The 20042-nt window shown below is 53.1% G+C and carries 17 protein-coding genes; 9 read left to right on the forward strand and 8 right to left on the reverse strand.

Translation table 11 applies throughout. From position 1 onward, the window contains the following. Nucleotides 1-10: 10 nt before the first annotated feature. From gsiA to ACU8YC_RS08855, 3 genes are all read right to left on the reverse strand, one after another. A complete protein-coding gene (gene gsiA / locus ACU8YC_RS08845) occupies nucleotides 11-1882 on the reverse strand; it encodes a glutathione ABC transporter ATP-binding protein GsiA (RefSeq protein ID WP_210904868.1) in 1872 nt (623 codons plus the stop codon). Further along, entirely contained in the window at nucleotides 1869-2834 is a 966-nt protein-coding gene (gene iaaA / locus ACU8YC_RS08850) for a beta-aspartyl-peptidase (RefSeq protein ID WP_151219623.1), read from the reverse strand. The genes gsiA and iaaA overlap by 14 nt, the downstream gene beginning before the upstream one ends. Nucleotides 2835-3025: 191 nt before the next feature. After that, nucleotides 3026-3814: an aminoglycoside adenylyltransferase family protein gene (locus tag ACU8YC_RS08855; protein ID WP_446895229.1), complete on the reverse strand. Its 789-nt coding sequence runs from the start codon at nucleotides 3812-3814 to the stop codon at nucleotides 3026-3028. A 176-nt stretch (nucleotides 3815-3990) separates the two neighbouring features. On the opposite strand from ACU8YC_RS08855, the gene moeA reads away from it, so the two are divergent. Continuing rightward, nucleotides 3991-5226, forward strand: a complete 1236-nt coding sequence (moeA, locus tag ACU8YC_RS08860) for a molybdopterin molybdotransferase MoeA (protein ID WP_151224998.1) — start codon at nucleotides 3991-3993, stop codon at nucleotides 5224-5226. Then, nucleotides 5226-5975, forward strand: a complete 750-nt coding sequence (gene moeB, locus ACU8YC_RS08865) for a molybdopterin-synthase adenylyltransferase MoeB (protein ID WP_210904866.1) — start codon at nucleotides 5226-5228, stop codon at nucleotides 5973-5975. Before moeA ends, moeB begins: the two co-directional genes overlap by 1 nt. Nucleotides 5976-6002: 27 nt before the next feature. Here moeB and fsa read toward each other — a convergent pair whose 3' ends face one another. After that, the gene (gene fsa, locus ACU8YC_RS08870) at nucleotides 6003-6665 is read right to left on the reverse strand and encodes a fructose-6-phosphate aldolase (protein WP_151219619.1); all 663 of its coding nucleotides are present in this window, start codon (nucleotides 6663-6665) and stop codon (nucleotides 6003-6005) included. A 132-nt stretch (nucleotides 6666-6797) separates the two neighbouring features. Here fsa and ACU8YC_RS08875 point away from each other — a divergent pair, with 132 nt between their 5' ends. From ACU8YC_RS08875 to ACU8YC_RS08890, 4 genes are all read left to right on the forward strand, one after another. Beyond that, complete coding sequence (locus tag ACU8YC_RS08875) at nucleotides 6798-7697, forward strand: glycyl-radical enzyme activating protein (RefSeq protein WP_151219618.1); 900 nt, start codon at nucleotides 6798-6800, stop codon at nucleotides 7695-7697. A gap of 5 nt (nucleotides 7698-7702) precedes the next feature. Further along, a complete protein-coding gene (locus tag ACU8YC_RS08880; protein ID WP_446895230.1) occupies nucleotides 7703-10135 on the forward strand; it encodes a formate C-acetyltransferase/glycerol dehydratase family glycyl radical enzyme in 2433 nt (810 codons plus the stop codon). 192 nt (nucleotides 10136-10327) lie between these two features. Further along, nucleotides 10328-11143, forward strand: coding sequence for a Cof-type HAD-IIB family hydrolase (locus tag ACU8YC_RS08885; RefSeq protein WP_278238546.1), 816 nt, complete (start codon nucleotides 10328-10330; stop codon nucleotides 11141-11143). 149 nt (nucleotides 11144-11292) lie between these two features. Next, on the forward strand, nucleotides 11293-12555 hold the full coding sequence (locus ACU8YC_RS08890) for a DUF1479 domain-containing protein (protein WP_446895231.1): 1263 nt from the start codon (nucleotides 11293-11295) through the stop codon (nucleotides 12553-12555). Nucleotides 12556-12698: 143 nt separating this feature from the next. On the opposite strand, the gene ACU8YC_RS08895 is transcribed toward ACU8YC_RS08890, so the two are convergent. Beyond that, a complete protein-coding gene (locus ACU8YC_RS08895) occupies nucleotides 12699-14294 on the reverse strand; it encodes an ABC-F family ATPase (RefSeq protein ID WP_103768890.1) in 1596 nt (531 codons plus the stop codon). Nucleotides 14295-14526: 232 nt separating this feature from the next. On the opposite strand from ACU8YC_RS08895, the gene ldtB reads away from it, so the two are divergent. Next, nucleotides 14527-15447, forward strand: a complete 921-nt coding sequence (gene ldtB / locus ACU8YC_RS08900; protein WP_048233825.1) for a L,D-transpeptidase — start codon at nucleotides 14527-14529, stop codon at nucleotides 15445-15447. A 61-nt stretch (nucleotides 15448-15508) separates the two neighbouring features. Here the strand turns inward: ldtB and ACU8YC_RS08905 are convergent, their stop codons facing one another. Next, nucleotides 15509-16621, reverse strand: a complete 1113-nt coding sequence (locus ACU8YC_RS08905) for an anion transporter (RefSeq protein WP_151219616.1) — start codon at nucleotides 16619-16621, stop codon at nucleotides 15509-15511. Beyond that, nucleotides 16618-17091 (reverse strand): manganese-binding transcriptional regulator MntR, encoded by a 474-nt coding sequence (mntR, locus tag ACU8YC_RS08910; RefSeq protein WP_187252747.1) that lies wholly within the window; start codon nucleotides 17089-17091, stop codon nucleotides 16618-16620. The genes ACU8YC_RS08905 and mntR overlap by 4 nt, the downstream gene beginning before the upstream one ends. Nucleotides 17092-17277: 186 nt before the next feature. Here mntR and mntS point away from each other — a divergent pair, with 186 nt between their 5' ends. Next, on the forward strand, nucleotides 17278-17406 hold the full coding sequence (gene mntS / locus ACU8YC_RS08915; protein ID WP_003831584.1) for a manganase accumulation protein MntS: 129 nt from the start codon (nucleotides 17278-17280) through the stop codon (nucleotides 17404-17406). 276 nt (nucleotides 17407-17682) lie between these two features. After that, nucleotides 17683-19269 (forward strand): phosphoethanolamine transferase, encoded by a 1587-nt coding sequence (locus ACU8YC_RS08920; RefSeq protein WP_151219614.1) that lies wholly within the window; start codon nucleotides 17683-17685, stop codon nucleotides 19267-19269. Nucleotides 19270-19333: 64 nt separating this feature from the next. On the opposite strand, the gene ompX is transcribed toward ACU8YC_RS08920, so the two are convergent. Next, nucleotides 19334-19849 carry an outer membrane protein OmpX gene (gene ompX / locus ACU8YC_RS08925; RefSeq protein WP_003035257.1) on the reverse strand — a complete coding sequence of 172 codons (516 nt, stop codon included), beginning with the start codon at nucleotides 19847-19849 and terminating at the stop codon, nucleotides 19334-19336. Nucleotides 19850-20042: the final 193 nt, after the last annotated feature.

Below are 20042 nucleotides of genomic sequence, written 5' to 3' on the forward strand. Positions count from 1 at the left end.
TGCCTGCCTGTTATAAACGCGAAAGCGCATTGTCTGGCTGCCCGCGCGCAACATAATGCCCCGGGCCCACTAACTGGAGTGAAACGGGGGAAATATCTTCACCGCGTTTGCGAATATTGCTGGGGATATCATCCGACAACAGCACACGCTGCGGTCGGTGATGCGATGGATCGGCGACCGGGACTGCCGCCATCAGTTTGCGGGTGTACGGGTGCTGCGGATTTTCAAACACCGCGCGTCGGGGGCCAATCTCAACGATTTGTCCAAGATACATCACCGCCACACGATGACTAATGCGCTCCACCACCGCCATGTCGTGGGAAATAAACAGGTACGCGATCCCCATTTCCCGCTGCAGGTCGAGCAACAGGTTGATAATTTGCCCGCGAATTGAAACATCCAGCGCCGAGACGGACTCATCGGCAATAATCACTTTGGGATTGAGCGCCAGCGCCCGGGCAATGCAGATACGCTGACGCTGACCACCGGAAAACTCGTGCGGATAGCGCCAGGCATGCTCAGGGAGCAATCCTACGCGTTCCAGCAGCCATGCAACCCGTTTTGCCGCCGCATCACCTTGCAGTAATCCATGGACCCGTAGCGGCTCTAAAATGGAATATCCCACCGTCTGACGTGGATCGAGTGAAGCATACGGGTCCTGAAAAATAAACTGAATATCCCGACGCAACGGCTGTAATTTACTGGCGGCCAGAGTATCAATACGCTGTCCATTAAAAATGATTTCTCCGCGCTGAGACTCGACAAGGCGCAGCAGCGCGCGCCCGGTGGTGGATTTCCCACATCCCGACTCGCCCACCAACGAGAGCGTTTCTCCGGGCCACAGGTCAAAGCTGACGTTTTCTACCGCATGCACCTCGCGAGTGACCCGATTAAAAATGCCGCTACGCAGAGGAAATCGCGTCACCAGGTTACGTACCTGTAGAATTGGCTCGCCTTCAACCACGGTATCCTGTTCAGTCTGGGGCTCTATATGACTGGGATCGTGTAACGAAATGAGCGGAAACCGGCGCGGATAGGCTTGTCCGCTCATCGCCCCAAGCTGCGGCACGGCTGCCAGCAGTGCTTTGGTGTAAGGATGTTGGGGAGCATGAAAAATCTGCTCTACGCTGCCGGTTTCTACCGCCTCGCCCTGATACATCACCAGCACACGGTCGGCAATATCCGCCACCACGCCCATGTCATGGGTAATAAAAATCACCCCCATCGACATATCCTGCTGCAACACTTTTATCAGTTGCAGGATCTGCGCCTGAATCGTCACGTCCAGCGCGGTGGTAGGTTCATCGGCAATCAAAACCGCAGGGCGGCACGACAGCGCCATGGCGATCATCACCCGCTGACGCATGCCGCCGGAAAGCTGGTGCGGATAGCGCGACAAAATCGCCTTCGCCTCAGGGATACGCACCTGGTCGAGCATCCGTTTAGCTTCCACCATCGCCTCTTCGTGGCTGGCTCCCTGATGCAAGCGGATTGACTCGGCAATTTGCTCACCCACGGTAAATACCGGATTGAGCGATGTCATGGGCTCCTGGAAGATCATGGCAATATCCGCGCCCCGTACGTGACGCATCTGCGATGCGCTCTGCTCACCCAGCTCAATAACCTGTCGATTACGGCGTCGAAGAAGCATTTCATCGCAGCTCACCTCACCGCCTGACTGTTCAATCAGACGCATCAGCGACAAGGCCGTGACCGACTTTCCTGAACCAGACTCGCCCACTATCGCCAGCGTTTCGCCACGCTTCAGGCGAAACGACAGATTGCGCACCGCGCTAATGCGCTGCTGCTCCTGTTCAAAGGCAATATTCAGGTTGCTGACGGACAGCACATCACTGGCATCAAGCTCATCACTGTGTGGCAACGGTATCTCCTTTTTCCCGATAAATACCGGTGGTGGGCGTATCGCCTGCGTATCCCCAGGCGCGGTACATGCCTTCGCTGTTAAACGGCAAAGCAACATTGCCCTCATGATCGATGGCAATTAAACCGCCGCTACCACCGAGTGCCGGTAATTTTTCCATCACTACGCGCTCACACGCCTCTGATAAACTCAAACCGCCATAATCCATCAACGCCGCAATGTCATAGGCCGCCAGCGCACGAATAAAAACTTCACCGGTTCCGGTGCAGGAGACAGCCACACTTGCGTTATTGGCATAACAGCCTGCGCCGACCAGCGGACTATCACCCACCCGCCCCGGTAATTTGTTGGTCATCCCGCCGGTCGAAGTTGCCGCCGCCAGATTGCCAAACATATCCAGCGCAACCGCACCCACGGTACCCATTTTGTTGTTTTCATCCAGCGGAGTCGTGCTGTGATCCAGCACCGTATCCCCCACCGCTTGCGCTGCCAGCAGCTGTGCGTAGCGTTCTGGCGTCGAGAAAATATCCGCCGAAACACGCGCCATACCCTGCGCAATGGCAAAATTTTCTGCCCCTTCACCAATCATCATGACGTGGGGGCTGCGTTCCATCACCAGGCGCGCTGCGAGAATCGGGTTTCGCAAATGGCTTACCCCGGCGACGGCACCAGCGTTCAGCGTATTACCGTCCATCACGCAGGCGTCCAGCTCATGGGTTTCATCACGGGTATACACCGCGCCAATTCCGGCGTTAAACAACGGACACTCTTCCAGCAAACGTACGGCTTCGGTAACCACATCCAGTGCGCTACGACCGTCTTCAAGCATCCGCTGGCCGGTTTCAACGATATCCGACAGCGCCTGTATATAACGCAACTCTTGCTCCTGGCTCAGCTGCGCGCGGGTGATAGCCCCTGCGCCGCCGTGAATTGCAATGACTGCTTTACCCATTTTATTCGTCCATAAGGTGGCTCGTTCCGGGGTTATAAATATCAGAATTTCTGTAGCATATTGATTCGATTTTTGAATATAGAAAGATGCAGACGTCATGTAAAGGTAAAGGCCCGCCCCGCACACCCCATCGCATCAGGTCATGCAGCGGTGTTCAACAGAAAGAAGATTCCTCGACGTTATTGAATAAATTAATTCAAGCGATCGGTAATCTGTTTTTTTGCATAAAACACAAAGCGTTCAACAGACGGCATACACGCAGCCCAGTTCTGTTTGGTTAACCCCAGGTATTCCGCACGCGCAGCTTGCAGCGTACCAGCGTGCTCAACGAGTAATTGCGGTATGAGCCAGGACGCAGCCTCATCTTTAGCGACAATATTGCCCGTAACCACGCTATACCAGATGCGTGCCAGAGCAAGGATGATATTACGCTCGTCCCCTATTAAATCGTCCGGTGTCTGCCACATCTCAAGAATATGTCGGAATGTTTGCACGACATCGGTAAAAGGAATGACGTTGAATAACGTCTCAGCGGGTTCGCCGAATAACGGTATGCTGGCGCGCCGGGCCTGGGTCAGCAGAATAGAAAGATCGGGATCTTCCTGCGCCGGTTCAAACACGCCAGCGCAGATATCATCACGCAACCATTCGCCAAACTGCATCTCCCTCGCAGGTGGGAATCGCCAGGGTACAACCTGCGAGTAGAGAATGATAGTGACTTCCAGCGCGCGATATTGCTCTGAGGTGCCAGGAGGTGCTGAGATGTTCAACAAATCCTGCATCACTTTTTTTCTTTGCCAGGCATCCATTGGTTTACGTAAGGTGACCAACAAATCTATATCGCTTTGGGGTTTTAAGCCGCCTTCAACAGCAGAACCATACAAATGAATGGCGACAAGATTGCCTTCGAAAATCTGGCGGATGAGCGTACTGGCGGCATCCACCTGTCGTCGAATTGCGTTCGGGATAATATTAGTCATCTAGCCCCCTGGGGAAAAAGAGCGGAAATAGTGAGTCTATACTGCATTTTTTCTGTCACGCTACTTCTGGCATAAAACCTGGAGCATATCTGATCCTAAGTCTGAGGTGGCATACTGTCCGCGTCCATTTTCTGACATAATAAGCGGATTCGATTTTGCCTCGCAGGAGTCTTCTCATGGAATTTACCGCCGGACTGATGCCGCTTGAAACGGCTCTCTCTCAGATGCTTTCGCGTATCACCCCGCTCACCGCCGTCGAAACGCTACCACTGGTTGAATGCTTTGGCCGCATTCTGGCCACCGACATCGTCTCCCCGATTGATGTCCCGGGATTCGATAACTCGGCAATGGATGGCTATGCGGTGCGATTAGCCGATTTACACACTGAGCAGCCTCTTGCGGTAGCGGGTAAAGCCTTTGCTGGTCAGCCTTTCCATGGCGAATGGCCTGCGGGAACCTGCATCCGCATTATGACCGGTGCCCCGGTTCCTGCCGGTTGCGAAGCAGTAGTGATGCAGGAACAAACGGAACAAACGGACGACGGTGTGCGCTTTACCGCCAAAGTCCGCAGTGGGCAAAATATACGTCTGCGCGGTGAAGATATTGCAAACGGCGCGGTGGTGTTTCCCGCCGGGACTCGCCTGACAACTGCCGAGCTTCCTGTGCTGGCTTCGCTCGGTATTGCCGATGCCCCCGTTGTGCGCAAAGTCCGCGTGGCGCTGTTTTCCACCGGCGATGAACTGCAATTGCCTGGTCAGCCGCTGGAGGACGGACAGATTTATGACACTAACCGTCTGACCGTTCACCTTATGCTGCAGCAGTTAGGCTGCGAGGTGATCAACTTAGGAATTATTCGCGACGATCCCAACGCGTTGCGCGCCGCGTTTATCGAAGCCGACAGCCAGGCTGACGTCGTTATCAGCTCCGGTGGTGTTTCAGTTGGCGAAGCGGATTACACCAAAACTATTCTGGAAGAGCTGGGAGAAATCGCCTTCTGGAAGCTGGCCATCAAACCGGGGAAACCGTTCGCCTTTGGCAAACTGAGCAATAGCTGGTTTTGCGGCCTGCCGGGTAACCCGGTGTCTGCGGCCCTCACCTTTTATCAACTGGTCCAACCGCTACTGGCAAAACTCAGCGGTAACACCGCCTGTGGACTGCCTCCACGCCAGCGCGTGCGCACCGCATCACGCCTGAAGAAAACGCCTGGCCGTCTGGATTTTCAGCGCGGTGTATTGCAGCGCAATGCAGAAGGTGAACTGGAAGTCACCACCACCGGACATCAGGGCTCACATATTTTTAGCTCCTTTAGCATGGGCAACTGTTTTATCGTGCTGGAACGCGATCGTGGTAACGTCGAAGCCGGAGAATGGGTTGAGGTCGAGCCGTTTAACGCACTGTTTGGAGGCCTGTAATGGCAGAACTCAGCGACCAGGAGATGATGCGCTATAACCGGCAAATCATTCTGCGCGGCTTCGATTTCGAAGGTCAGGAAGCGCTCAAGGAGGCGCGGGTACTGGTCGTTGGTCTGGGCGGACTGGGATGCGCGGCAACTCAGTATCTTGCGGGCGCAGGCGTCGGAAATTTAACCCTGCTCGACTTTGACACGGTCTCCGTGTCAAATCTCCAACGTCAGACGCTGCACAGCGATGCAACCGTTGGACAGCCGAAAGTGCTATCCGCCCGCGACGCCCTGGCGCGGATTAACCCCTATGTCGCCACTACGCCAGTGAATGCGCTACTGGACGATAGTGAGATTCACAGACTTATCGCCGAACACGATTTGGTGCTGGACTGTACGGATAACGTCAGCATTCGTAATCAGCTGAATGCCGGATGCTATGTCGCGAAGATTCCGCTGGTTTCTGGTGCGGCAATCCGCATGGAAGGACAAATTACCGTCTTTACGTATCAGGAAGGCGAGCCCTGCTACCGTTGTCTGAGCCGCCTGTTCGGTGAAAACGCCCTGACCTGCGTAGAGGCCGGCGTAATGGCTCCCCTGATCGGGGTAATCGGATCGTTACAGGCGATGGAAGCCATTAAGCTGCTGGCAAACTACGGTAAACCGGCATCTGGAAAAATCGTCATGTACGACGCCATGACCTGCCAGTTTCGTGAAATGAAACTGATGCGTAATCCTGGGTGTGAGGTCTGCGGGCAATAATGCCGGGAGGAGTCCCGGCACTCTGGCTTAAATAGAAGTACGGCCAAATGCGCTCTGCCAGTCATGCTCGAACTTGGCTACGGCAGCATCAACAGCCGGAGAGCTTATCATCTGTTGAGCGACATCCAACGGCAGCGTGATGGACTCGCAGCCCACCAGCAGGCAATCCAGCGCCTGACGTGGCGTTTTGAAACTGGCGGCCAGCACTTTGGCGTGTGGGGCATGCATTTTCAATAAGGCCTGCAGATCGGTCACCGTCTGAATGCCATCTCCCCCCTGAGCATCCACGCGGTTAACATATGGCGCGACATATTCCGCCCCCGCAAGCGCAGCTAAAAGCCCCTGAGCAGCACCGTAAACCGCAGTACCCAGCGTCGGGATACCTTCTTCTTTCAGCAACTTAATCGCCGTCAGACCTTCTGCCGTAACCGGCACTTTCACGACGATATCCGCGATGATTGCCCGCAGTTTACGCGCATCGCTGACCATCCCTTCGGCGGTGGTCGCCATTACCTGAGCAAACAGACGTCCTTGCCCGCCCATTGCGTCCTGCAGTTGCGGCAGTAACACATCCAGCGTTTGCTTACCTGCCGCCACAATGCTTGGGTTAGTGGTCACCCCTGCCAGCGGAAAAACACGCGCCAGCGTTTTAACTGCGGCAACGTCAGACGTATCTAAATAGAGTTCCATAACCTTTCCTCAAACGAATAATTAGCATGAATAAAAGGTAGCACGGCGAAACCTCACGGTTAGTTGACGCACGTCAATATAACTTTCATTCGAAAGTAATTTAATCTTTATATGAAAGAAAAGAGGCCGCTTATGATTTTTAATATCCAGCGCTATTCCACTCATGATGGTCCCGGTATCCGCACCGTGGTGTTTTTTAAGGGATGTTCCCTGGGCTGTCGGTGGTGTCAGAATCCGGAAAGTCGCGCCCGGACGCAGGATCTGCTTTATGACGCACGTCTGTGCCTCGATGGTTGCGATCTTTGTGCTAAGGCAGCACCGGCAGTGATTGAGCGGGCGCTGAGCGGGTTGCTGATTCATCGCGAAAAACTGACCGATAATGCTCTGACGGCGCTGACCCACTGCTGCCCTACCCAGGCGCTGACCGTCTGTGGAGAGGTAAAAAGCGTGGATGACATCATGGCGACCGTATTACGTGATAAACCGTTTTACGATCGCAGCGGTGGGGGGCTCACTCTTTCCGGTGGCGAACCGTTTATGCAGCCAGAGCTGGCGGCTAAATTATTCCAGGCCAGCCACGAGGCGGGCATTCATACTGCGGTAGAGACTTGTCTGCATGTTCCATGGAAGTATATCGAACCTTCGTTACCTTACGTTGATCTGTTCCTGGCCGATTTAAAACATGTCGCCGATGCGCCGTTTAAACAGTGGACTGATGGCAGCGCCTCTCGCGTGCTGGAAAACCTGAAAAAACTGGCCGCCGCCGGTAAAAAAATAATTATCCGCGTCCCGCTGATTCAGGGATTCAATGCTGACGAAGCGGCTATTCAGGCCATTACCGATTTTGCCGCCGACGAACTCCACGTCGGAGAGATCCATTTTTTGCCCTACCACACGCTGGGCATCAACAAATACCACTTACTCAATCAACCCTACAATGCCCCGGATAAACCGCTTGATGCGCCTGCGCTGCTCGAATTTGCCCAGCAGTACGCCAGCCTTAAAGGTTTAACCGCGACCCTACGAGGATAATCGCCATGACCACTCTGAAACTGGACACACTTAGCGACCGTATCAAAGCGCATAAAACGGCCCTGATCCACATTGTGAAACCACCGGTTTGTACCGAGCGCGCCCAGCACTATACCGAGATGTATCAGCAGCATCTGGATAAACCCATCCCGGTTCGCCGCGCGCTGGCACTGGCTCATCACCTGGCGGAACGCACTATCTGGATCAAGCATGACGAGCTAATCATCGGTAACCAGGCAAGCGAAGTCCGCGCCGCGCCAATCTTCCCGGAATACACCGTCTCCTGGATTGAAAAAGAGATCGACGATCTTGCCGACAGGCCTGGCGCAGGTTTCGCGGTAAGTGAAGAGAACAAGCGCGTATTGCACGAAGTGTGTCCGTGGTGGCGCGGTCAGACCGTACAGGATCGCTGCTACGGCATGTTTACTGACGAACAAAAAGGGCTGCTGGAAACAGGCATTATCAAAGCTGAAGGTAATATGACCTCCGGTGACGCGCACCTGGCGGTGAACTTCCCGCTATTGCTGGAAAAAGGTCTCGAAGGCCTGCGCCATAAAGTCGATGAACGTCGTTCCCGCATCAATCTGACTTGTCTGCAAGACCTCCATGGCGATCAGTTCCTGAAAGCGATTGATATTGTGCTGGAAGCCGTCAGTCTGCACATTGAGCGCTTTGCCGCACTGGCACGTAAAATGGCGTCCACAGAAACGCGCACCAGCCGCCGTGATGAATTGCTGACCATGGCGGAAAACTGCGATGTCATCGCCCATGAACCGCCAAAAACGTTCTGGCAGGCGCTACAGTTGTGCTACTTCATCCAGTTAATCCTGCAAATTGAATCGAACGGTCACTCGGTATCATTTGGTCGTATGGATCAGTACCTCTATCCGTTCTATCGTCGTGACGTAGAACTGAACCAGAGTCTCGATCGTGAGCACGCCATTGAGCTGTTGCACAGCTGCTGGCTGAAGCTGCTGGAAGTGAACAAAATCCGCTCCGGCTCCCACTCGAAAGCCTCGGCGGGCAGCCCGCTGTATCAGAACGTGACCATTGGTGGCCAGAACCTGGTCAACGGTCAGGCGATGGATGCCGTCAACCCGCTCTCCTACGCCATTCTGGAGTCCTGTGGCAGACTGCGTTCCACTCAGCCGAATCTCAGCGTGCGTTATCATGCGGGGATGAGTAATGACTTCCTGGATGCCTGCGTACAGGTGATCCGTTGCGGCTTCGGGATGCCAGCCTTTAACAACGACGAAATCGTCATTCCGGAATTCATTAAGCTGGGCATTGAACCGCAGGACGCCTATGACTACGCGGCTATTGGTTGCATCGAAACCGCCGTTGGCGGCAAATGGGGCTACCGCTGCACCGGCATGAGTTTTATAAACTTTGCCCGCGTAATGCTGGCGGCGCTGGAAGGCGGACGCGATGCCACCAGCGGCAAAGTATTCCTGCCGCAAGAGAAAGCGCTCTCAGCTGGCAACTTTAATAATTTCGATGAAGTGATGGATGCCTGGGATACGCAGATCCGCTATTACACGCGCAAATCCATCGAAATAGAGTATGTCGTCGACACCATGCTGGAAGAAAACGTACACGATATTCTGTGCTCCGCGCTGGTAGATGACTGTATTGAACGTGCGAAAAGTATTAAGCAAGGTGGCGCGAAGTATGACTGGGTATCCGGCCTGCAGGTGGGTATCGCCAACCTCGGCAACAGCCTGGCTGCAGTGAAAAAACTGGTCTTCGAGCAGGGGGCTATCGGCCAACAACAGCTGGCCGCCGCGCTGGCCGATGATTTTGATGGTCTGACCCACGAGCAGTTGCGCCAACGCCTGATAAACGGTGCGCCAAAGTACGGCAACGATGACGATAGCGTTGATGCGCTGCTGGCCCGCGCTTATCAGACTTACATTGACGAACTGAAGCTGTATCACAACCCGCGTTACGGCCGTGGTCCGGTTGGCGGCAACTACTACGCCGGGACCTCGTCTATCTCTGCAAACGTACCGTTCGGCGCGGCAACCATGGCAACGCCGGATGGCCGTAAAGCGCACACCCCGCTGGCAGAAGGCGCAAGCCCGGCATCCGGTACGGACCATCTCGGTCCAACGGCGGTAATTGGCTCGGTGGGTAAACTGCCTACTGGTTCAATCCTCGGTGGCGTGCTGTTAAATCAGAAGCTGAACCCGGCCACGCTGGAAAATGAGTCTGATAAACAGAAGCTGATGATTTTGCTGCGTACCTTCTTTGAAGAGCACAAAGGTTGGCATATTCAGTACAACATCGTTTCTCGTGAAACGCTGCTTGAAGCCAAAAAACACCCGGATCAGTACCGTGATCTGGTGGTGCGTGTAGCGGGTTATTCCGCCTTCTTCACCGCGCTGTCTCCGGATGCGCAGGACGATATCATCGCCCGTACTGAACATATGTTATAAGCAAGGTCAGTGAGCCGGATTAGGTACTCGTACCGACATCCGGTTCTCATCCCTCACCACTGCCGGATGGCGCAGTTGCTTATCCGGCCCACTCAATCGCCCCTCTCCCTCTTTCATTCGAAATTAAATTTGTGCTTTAGCTCACATTGTTATTAAAATGTTTCAGGTCGCAGTTATGAGCCAGGAGCAAGTATGACCATCAAAGTTATCGTCACAGACATGGACGGAACTTTTCTCGACGACGCCAAGCATTACGATCGCGTACGCTTTATGGCGCAGTATCAGGAACTGAAAAAACGAGATATTGAATTTGTCGTGGCCAGCGGCAACCAGTATTACCAGCTAATATCCTTCTTCCCGGAGCTCAAAGATGAGATCTCTTTTGTCGCCGAGAACGGGGCACTGGTGTTTGAACACGGCAAACAGCTGTTTCACGGTGAGCTTACCCGCCACGAATCACGCATTGTCATTGGCGAACTGCTCAAAGATAAGCAGCTCAACTTTGTGGCCTGTGGACTGCAAAGCGCCTACGTGAGCGAAAATGCCCCAGAGTCCTTTGTCGCGTTGATGGCAAAACACTACCATCGCCTGAAACCCGTAAAGGATTATCAGGACATCAACGATGTGCTGTTCAAGTTCTCGCTGAATTTACCCGACCAACTGATCCCATTAGTTATCGATCACCTTCACTCTGCCCTCGACGGCATCATGAAGCCTGTCACCAGCGGCTTTGGGTTTATCGACCTGATCATTCCCGGCTTACATAAAGCTAACGGAATCAGCCGTTTGTTAAAACGCTGGAACCTGTCACCGCAAAACGTAGTCGCCATTGGCGATAGCGGTAACGACGCGGAAATGTTGAAGATGGCGCACTACTCTTTCGCCATGGCCAATGCGGCAGAGAGCATCAAATCGATTGCCCGCTATCAGACCGATGACAATAACCATCAAGGCGCGCTGAACGTGATTCAGGCGGTGCTGGACAACACCTCCCCTTTTAACAGCTGATCCCATAACCGGGGCGCTCGCCCCGGCTTTCACTCTATTCTCACTTTGCGCACACCAGCATATTTTTAAACTTGCATTAACTAATTTTTAACTTATATTATCACTTGCAATCAAATTTAGTTTCGAATGAAAGTTAATGCGAGGTGGTTATGGCTTTTACTTTTACCAGCGACACGTTGCCTGCCGATCACAAAGCGGCAATCCGTCAGATGAAACAGCAACTGCGGGCACAGCTTGGGGATGTTCAGTTGATCTTCAACCAGCTGAGCGATGCCATTGCCACCCGCGTGGCGGAAATCAACGCCCTCAAAGCGCAAGGCTCCCCGGTATGGCCTGTGTTGTCCTATGCGGATATCAAAGCGGGTCGCGTGAGTGCAGAGCAGCGTGAAGAAATTAAGCGTCGCGGATGCGCGGTTATTAAGGGGCATTTCCCCCGCGAACAGGCGCTGGCATGGGATCAGTCGATGCTCGATTACCTGGATCGCAACCATTTTGATGAGGTCTACAAAGGCCCCGGTGATAACTTTTTTGGCACCCTCAGCGCATCCCGCCCGGAGATCTACCCCATCTACTGGTCCCAGGCACAGATGCAGGCCCGCCAGAGCGAAGAAATGGCCAATGCACAGTCATTCCTTAATCGCCTGTGGACGTTTACAAGCGAAGGGAAACAATGGTTTAACCCGGATGTCAGCGTTATCTACCCTGACCGCATACGTCGTCGTCCGCCGGGAACAACGTCCAAAGGGTTGGGCGCGCATACGGATTCCGGCGCGCTGGAACGTTGGCTTCTGCCGGCATATCAGCAGGTTTTTGCGAATGTTTTCAATGGTAAACTGGAAGAGTACGATCCGTGGCAGGCTGCGCATCGCACCGAAGTAGAAGAGTACACCGTGGATAACACCACCAAATGTTCAGTATTCCGTACCTTCCAGGGCTGGACTGCATTATCCGATATGCTGCCCGGTCAGGGATTGTTGCATGTGGTCCCTATTCCTGAAACGATGGCGTATGTGCTGTTACGCCCATTGCTTGACGATGTGCCGGAAGATGAACTTTGCGGCGTAGCGCCCGGCAGAGTCCTGCCGATTTCCGCGCAATGGCATCCGCTGCTGATTGAAGCGCTAACCAGCATTCCACAACTGGAAGCCGGAGATTCCGTCTGGTGGCATTGTGATGTTATTCACTCCGTCGCGCCGGTAAAAAATCAACAAGGTTGGGGCAACGTGATGTACATCCCTGCCGCACCGATGTGCGAAAAGAATCTGGCCTACGCTCACAAAGTAAAAGCCGCGCTGGAAAAAGGCGCATCGCCGGGTGATTTCCCTCGAGAGGATTATGAAACTCACTGGGAAGGACGCTTCACACTGGAGGATTTGAATATCCACGGTAAACGCGCGCTGGGGATTATTTAATATGTAGCTTACACAATTTTCCCTAGGTATTTCGCGTTACAGGAAGGCGACCAGCCTGTAAATCCCCGGGAGCTTACATAAGTAAGTGACCGGGGTGAACAGGTGCAGCCAACACACCTGTAACACGAAAGACGACGGGTAAATTAACCGTCAATACCTTTACTACGCAGGTAATCTTCGTAGTTGCCGGTGAAGTCGATCACACGTTCCGGCGTAATCTCAATCACGCGGGTCGCCAGGGAACTGACGAACTCACGGTCGTGAGAAACGAAGATAAGCGTGCCCTGATACATTTCCAGCGCCATGTTCAGCGACTCGATAGATTCCATATCCAGGTGGTTAGTCGGTTCATCCATCACCAGAATATTCGGTTTCTGCATCATCAGCTTACCGAACAGCATGCGTCCTTTTTCACCACCGGAGAGCACTTTTGCAGGTTTCTTGATATCGTCCTGGCTGAACAGCAGACGACCAAGGAAGCTGCGCACAACCTGCTCATCATCGCCTTCTTGTTTCCACTGGCTCATCCATTCGAAAACGGTCAGATCGTTTTCAAACTCGTATTCATGATCCTGCGCGTAGTAACCAACCTGGGCGTTCTCAGACCACTTCACGGTACCGTTGTCTGGCTGCAAATCGCCAACCAACGTTTTCAGCATGGTGGATTTACCCACGCCGTTGGCACCAATGATGGCAACCTTCTCTCCCACTTCCAGCAGCAGGTTAAAGTTTTTAAACAGCGGGCCTTCATCAAAACCTTTCGCCAGCGCTTCCACTTCCAGCGCGTTACGGAACAGTTTCTTATCCTGTTCGAAGCGGATGAACGGGTTCTGACGGCTGGACGCTTTCACTTCGTCAAGCTTAATCTTATCAATCTGGCGCGCACGAGAGGTTGCCTGACGAGATTTAGACGCGTTGGCGCTAAAGCGGCTGACGAAGGATTGCAGATCGGCAATCTGTGCTTTCTTCTTGGCGTTATCGGCCAGCAGACGTTCACGCGCCTGAGTTGCCGCTGTCATGTATTCGTCGTAGTTACCCGGATAAACACGCAGTTCGCCGTAGTCCAGATCCGCCATGTGCGTACAGACCATGTTCAGGAAGTGACGGTCGTGCGAAATGATGATCATGGTGCTGTCACGCTCGTTGAGTGTCTGCTCCAGCCAGCGAATGGTGTCGATATCCAGGTTGTTCGTTGGTTCGTCGAGCAGCAGAATGTCCGGGTTAGAGAACAACGCCTGCGCCAGAAGCACACGTAGTTTCCAGCCGGGCGCGACTTCGCTCATCGGGCCATAATGCTGCTCTACCGGAATACCGACGCCCAGCAGCAGTTCACCCGCACGCGCTTCCGCAGAATAGCCGTCCATTTCGCCATACTGAACTTCGAGGTCAGCAACTTTATAGCCGTCTTCTTCGCTCATCTCGGCCAGCGCATAAATGCGATCGCGCTCCTGCTTCACTTCCCACAGTTCACCGTGACCCATGATGACAGTGTCAAGCACGGTGAATTCTTCAAAGGCGAACTGATCCTGACGTAGCTTACCGATGCGCTCGTTCGGATCGAGGGAAACGTTGCCCAGCGTCGGTTCGAGGTCGCCGCCGAGAATTTTCATAAAAGTGGATTTACCGCTACCGTTCGCGCCAATCAGGCCGTAACGGTTGCCGCCGCCAAATTTGACGGAAATATTTTCAAACAGCGGCTTACTGCCGAACTGCATGGTGACGTTGCTGGAAACTAACACTGGCGTATCCTGAAAGAGAAAGAAATATGTGACAAACCGCTTATTATGCCATAAGTCTGCGATAAGATCGCGCCTTGATGCTGAAGGGGTAAAGTGAAAGCGTGAGGAAAAAAATGTGATTTAGTACACATCCGAATTCCTTGTTGCTCAGATTGCACATATAATGCGTGCCCAACACTACATAAATCTCAACCCACTAGCCTGCCTGGCACTGAATCTCGCATACATGAACATGAATATGAAATTAACAACGCTTTTCGCGGCGGCACTCGCAATAGTTGGTTTTTGTAACACCGCCTCTGCCGTCACGTACCCGCTGCCTACCGATGGCAGCCGTTTGATTGGCCAAAACCAGGTCATCACGATTCCTGAAGGCAACACCCAACCGCTGGAATATTTTGCGGCAGAGTATCAGATGGGTCTGTCTAACATGCTGGAAGCTAACCCGGGCGTGGATACCTTCCTGCCGAAAGGCGGTACCGTGCTGAACATCCCTCAGCAGTTGATCCTGCCGGATACCGTGCATGAAGGTATTGTGATTAACAGCGCTGAAATGCGTCTGTACTACTACCCGAAAGGCACTAACACCGTCATTGTTCTGCCGATCGGTATCGGTCAGTTGGGCAAAGACACGCCAATCAACTGGACCACCAAAGTAGAACGTAAAAAAGCGGGTCCAACCTGGACGCCTACGGCGAAAATGCATGCGGAATACCGCGCAGCGGGCGAACCGCTACCAGCCGTTGTTCCGGCAGGTCCGGATAACCCGATGGGGCTGTACGCGCTGTATATCGGTCGCCTGTACGCTATCCACGGCACCAATGCTAACTTCGGCGTCGGCTTACGCGTCAGCCATGGTTGCGTGCGTCTGCGTAACGACGACATCAAGTTCCTGTTTGAAAATGTGCCGGTCGGCACCCGCGTACAGTTTATCGATGAGCCGGTAAAAGCCACTACCGAACCAGACGGCAGCCGTTACATTGAGGTACACAACCCACTGTCTACCACTGAAGCACAGTTCGAAGGCGGGGAAATCGTACCAATTACGCTGAATAAGAGCATTACCAGCATCACCGGTCAGCCTGACGTCGATCAGGCCGTCGTTGAGCAGGCGGTACAGAACCGTTCTGGTATGCCGGTTCGTCTGAACTAAGCACATACCTGATACGAAAAAGGCGGATGAATCATCCGCCTTTTTTATTGTCTCTGCGCCGCTATGACAGCATCAGCAACAAACCATACCCCACCAGCGCCGCCCATATCAGCATCGGCATCGAATACCAATGAAAACGCCACCAGATCCGGCGGTCGTTTGCCATGCGCAAAGCAATAAGATTCGCCAGCGATCCCGGCAACAGCCCAAAGCCACCCACATTGACCGCCCAGGCCAGCAATAGCGTCGGCGGGACGTAGTTCAGCAGCAAAATTGTACTGGGAACATTACTGATAAACTGCGACAGGCCAATGGCCGTCAACCACAGCCCCGGCGCTGAAAGCGTGCCAATCTGGTGGGTGATCCCCTGCAAGGCCGGGAGTTGCGTCAGCAAGTGCACATCAATAAACATCGCCATAAACACTAACAGCAACGTCCAGTCAACGCTGAGGATCACGCGGCGAGCCAGCACCATGAACCCTGCAGCGACGATTGCCAGCCCCCACAGCTCTTGTTTTAACTCCAACGCCGCCAGGAAGACGATATACAATGCCAGACAGCTCCACACCAGACGCGGTTGCCAGTCAGGCGCGGACGTACCGGTGTGATAATGCAATGCTTTATTCGGGAAACTGAACCAGCACAGCACCACCAGCGTCAGCATCATGGCCCCCGCAAGCGGCGCCATTTGCCAGGTAAATGCGGCAAATGACAAGCCAGAGCGCCCCCACATCAGAATGTTTTGCGGGTTACCTATTGGCGTGAGCAACGATCCGGCGTTAACCGCCAGCGCCTCAAAGATAATCAGGCGATTCACCGGAATAGCGCATAATTTTTTCAGGGTGATCGTCAGCGGAACAACAATAAACAACGCCACATCATTGGTCAGAAACGTCGACAGCAGCGCCGCCGCCAGCACCATAAATATTCCCACCTGGCGTTCTGTGTTGAAGCGGCGGGTCATTTTGCGCCCTAACACATCAAAATAGCCGCTGAGCTCGACCCCTTTGGTCAGTAACATCAGGCCGCTAAGCGTAATAATCGTGTGCCAGTCAATGGCACCTGGCCACAGCCGGGGCGCAAATGGCGTGAACAGGCTCAGTGCAACCCCGACGATGATTAACAGCTGGAAAAAGCGATCGCGCTGCAAGGCGCGTAGTAAAGGGAAACTCATTCAGAGCCTGTTCCTTGCTGTTGCGTAAACCGGCTAAAAGCCTCCAGCGTTTCCTTACTGACGTGATGCTCCATTCCTTCCGCGTCACGACGGGCAATTTCCGGGCTGATGCCTAAAATCAACAGGAAATTCTCTACGATCTGATGACGCTCCCGACTCTCCTGAGCCAGCCGTTCTCCTTCTGCGGTTAAAAACACGCCCCGCCAGGGGATCATTTCAATCAACCCGACGGAAGCCAGGCGCTTAAGCATTTTGGCAACCGTCGGCTGGGAAACCCCAAGCCGCGCGGCCATATCAACCTGGCGCGCCTCCCCCACCTCAATAATGAGATCGGAAATCAGCTCTACGTAGTCATCAATCAGCTCGCGGCGATGCGCCTCCCGAACCTGACGAAACCCTTCAACGTGTTCTTCGACATTCACCAATTGCGTCACTTTTTTTGTTGTTGGCGTACCTGCGCGACGACTCATTCTGCTTCCTCGTTACTGTGACGCGTTAACGGCATCTGATTAGAGAAGGCTCATTGTAAACCAGAGTTGCGTGGGCACAAAAAATTAACGTTTTAGCAATAGCTATATAATATAGCCTGTGCTATATCTGTATATAATAAAGACATCCCTCACGGACTGATGGGATCGTGAAGTCAGGAGGTTTATATGAATGAATTTAAGAGGTGTATACGCGTGTTTAGCCACTCTCCCTTTAAAGTACGGTTAATGCTGATCTCTATGCTGTGCGACATGATTAACAGCAAACCAGAGCAGGATAAACCTTCAGAAAAATAATGCGGCGTTGCGGTACGCCGCTTCTTTTTCCTGCGGTCACCCGAATACAGCGATCGTTTTTGTGCCAATAACCCTTCTTTTTGTCAGTTTTGCCACGTCCCTCGCAAAACAATTTCTTTGTAGTAGTTGACCTTCTCTTGCACACACTCTATCTTTTCGCAGCCCTGCGTATATTGCGGCTCGCGGATGCGGACCCTATCCCTCTTCTCGCTCTCTCAGGCAGGCAATGACCCTTAGCGCCAGGGTAAGCACATGGCGTTTTTGTAACAGTGGCATATGAATTTAACCCTCAAAGATTCAATCATTGCTCGCAGCCGGGCGATTAGTCCGTGGACTGGCCTCTATTTCTTACAGTCTCTGCTGATCAATCTTGCGCTGGGCTATCCGCTTAGCCTGCTCTATAGCGTTGCTTTCACCTGTATATTAATGCTGATGTGGCGCAGTGCGCCGCGCGCGCAGAAAGCGCTGATTGGCATTTGCTCGCTGATTGCGGCAATGTATTTTCCGTTCGGCCAGGCATACGGTTCGCCGAACTTCAACACGCTACTGGCCCTACACTCTACCAATATGGAAGAGTCCACCGAAATTCTGACCATCTTCCCGTGGTACAGCTATCTGGTTGGCATGTTTATTTTCGCCCTTGGTGTTATCGCCGTACGTCGTAAAAAAGATGAACAAAAGCGCGGCTGGAATAAGTTCGACAGCGTTTGTTTGTTATTCAGCATTGTCGCGTTCTTTGTTAACCCGGTGCAAAACCTGGCCTGGGGTGGCGTGTTCAAGCTGAAAGATACCGGCTATCCGGTTTTCCGATTTGCCAAGGACGTGATCGTCAATAACAACGAAGTGCTCGACGAGCAGGAGCGTATGGCGAAGCTGTCGAGCGTCAAAGACAGCTGGACGGTAACCGCCGTGAAGCCGAAGTATCACACCTACGTGGTGGTGATCGGCGAAAGCGCCCGCCGCGATGCGTTAGGCGCGTTTGGCGGCCACTGGGATAACACCCCGTTTGCCAGCTCGGTTAACGGCTATATCTTCGCGGATTACATTGCCGCCAGTGGTTCTACGCAAAAATCACTCGGCTTAACCCTGAATCGGGTAGTTGATAATAAGCCCCAGTTCCAGGACAACTTTGTTACTCTGGCCAACCGCGCAGGATTCCAGACGTGGTGGTTTTCCAATCAGGGACAGATTGGTGAATACGATACGGCTATTGCCAGTATTGCGAAGCGAGCAGATGAAGTTCAGTTCCTCAAAAACGGTGATTTCGAAGCAGACAAAAACACCCGCGACGAAGCGCTGTTGAAGATGACCGCCCAGGTGCTGGCAACCGAGCGCACGCAGCCGCAGCTGATCGTACTGCATTTAATGGGCTCGCATCCGCAGGCCTGCGACCGTACGCAAGGAAAATACGAAACTTTTGTCCAGTCAAAAGAGACCTCCTGTTACCTGTACACCATGACGCAGACGGATGACCTGCTGCGCCAGCTTTACGAACAGTTACGTAACAGCGGCAATAGCTTCTCGATGGTCTATTTCTCCGATCATGGCCTCGCCTTTAAAGAGCGTGGAAAAGAGGTGCAGTACCTGGCGCATGACGATCAGTTCCAGCAGAATTTCCAGGTGCCTTTCATGGTGCTGTCGAGCGATGATAAAGCGCATCGGGTGATTAAAGCCCGTCGCTCAGCGAATGATTTCTTGAGCTTTTTCTCGCAGTGGACGGGGATCAGCGCAAAAGAAATTACCAACAGCTACCGCTTTATCTCAGAGAAAAAGGCCGGTCCGGTGTATATCACCAACTTTAAGCTGCAGAAGGTGGATTACAACCACCTTGGTACCGACATCTTCGAGACCAAATCTCGCTAACAGCTCAAATTGCAGGCAAAAAAAATCCGCCCCGAGAGGCGGATTTTTTATATCACCGAAGTGATTAGAAGCGGTAACCCACGCCAGCGATCCAGGTGCCAACGTCAACGCTACGAATACGGCTCTGCTCGTAGGAGAAGTCCAGAGCAACGTTTTCGATCGGGTTGAACTGCAGACCAGCACCGTAGGAGAAACCGTAGTCACTGGTGGTGTGGTTGTCAGCCGGGGATGCTGCGTTCTGGAATTTACCGTAACCAACACCCACTACGCCGTAAATGCTCGCCCAGTCGTTCAGACGGTAAGCCGGGCCAGCAGTGATGCCGTAGTACTGGGTTTTGTTGTAGTCGCCAGAAGCATCGGTACGATCTTTTTCAGTGTAAGTGAAGGAACCGATAACACCCAGCGGGTTGTTGTCCTGCTCGTAACGATACTTCAGGTTAAAACCGTTCATTTTGTTCGCTGCGCCCTGAGCATCGCTCTGAGCGTAACCACCGGTAACGGTAGAAGTAGCAGCTACAGCAGTACCTGCGGAGAAAGCCAGAACAGCGGCCAGTGCTGAAAGACATGCAATTTTTTTCATAACCACCTCAAATGTGCTTCAAGTAAATCTTAAGTTTTAAATATACCAAAAATTAATGGGAAACTCTTTGCGATTAGCGATGTCTAACGGGGTCTTTCATGTAACAGAACATTTCAGAAACCCGCTATCTCTTTCAATTAACATCACTTTTCTAACGTAAATTGCCATTATTGCGCGCACAATATGGCACATT

Source organism: Citrobacter sp. VF227 (genome assembly GCF_052950715.1).

Excerpts from the sequence above, each read along its gene's own strand:
- iaaA (WP_151219623.1), bottom strand. The coding sequence starts at position 2,834 with ATGGGTAAAGCAGTCATTGCAATTCACGGCGGCGCAGGGGCTATCACC.
- ACU8YC_RS08855 (WP_446895229.1), bottom strand. The coding sequence starts at position 3,814 with ATGACTAATATTATCCCGAACGCAATTCGACGACAGGTGGATGCCGCC.
- moeA (WP_151224998.1), top strand. The coding sequence starts at position 3,991 with ATGGAATTTACCGCCGGACTGATGCCGCTTGAAACGGCTCTCTCTCAG.
- moeB (WP_210904866.1), top strand. The coding sequence starts at position 5,226 with ATGGCAGAACTCAGCGACCAGGAGATGATGCGCTATAACCGGCAAATC.
- fsa (WP_151219619.1), bottom strand. The coding sequence starts at position 6,665 with ATGGAACTCTATTTAGATACGTCTGACGTTGCCGCAGTTAAAACGCTG.
- ACU8YC_RS08875 (WP_151219618.1), top strand. The coding sequence starts at position 6,798 with ATGATTTTTAATATCCAGCGCTATTCCACTCATGATGGTCCCGGTATC.
- ACU8YC_RS08880 (WP_446895230.1), top strand. The coding sequence starts at position 7,703 with ATGACCACTCTGAAACTGGACACACTTAGCGACCGTATCAAAGCGCAT.
- ACU8YC_RS08885 (WP_278238546.1), top strand. The coding sequence starts at position 10,328 with ATGACCATCAAAGTTATCGTCACAGACATGGACGGAACTTTTCTCGAC.
- ACU8YC_RS08890 (WP_446895231.1), top strand. The coding sequence starts at position 11,293 with ATGGCTTTTACTTTTACCAGCGACACGTTGCCTGCCGATCACAAAGCG.
- ldtB (WP_048233825.1), top strand. The coding sequence starts at position 14,527 with ATGAATATGAAATTAACAACGCTTTTCGCGGCGGCACTCGCAATAGTT.
- ACU8YC_RS08905 (WP_151219616.1), bottom strand. The coding sequence starts at position 16,621 with ATGAGTTTCCCTTTACTACGCGCCTTGCAGCGCGATCGCTTTTTCCAG.
- mntR (WP_187252747.1), bottom strand. The coding sequence starts at position 17,091 with ATGAGTCGTCGCGCAGGTACGCCAACAACAAAAAAAGTGACGCAATTG.
- mntS (WP_003831584.1), top strand. The coding sequence starts at position 17,278 with ATGAATGAATTTAAGAGGTGTATACGCGTGTTTAGCCACTCTCCCTTT.
- ACU8YC_RS08920 (WP_151219614.1), top strand. The coding sequence starts at position 17,683 with ATGAATTTAACCCTCAAAGATTCAATCATTGCTCGCAGCCGGGCGATT.
- ompX (WP_003035257.1), bottom strand. The coding sequence starts at position 19,849 with ATGAAAAAAATTGCATGTCTTTCAGCACTGGCCGCTGTTCTGGCTTTC.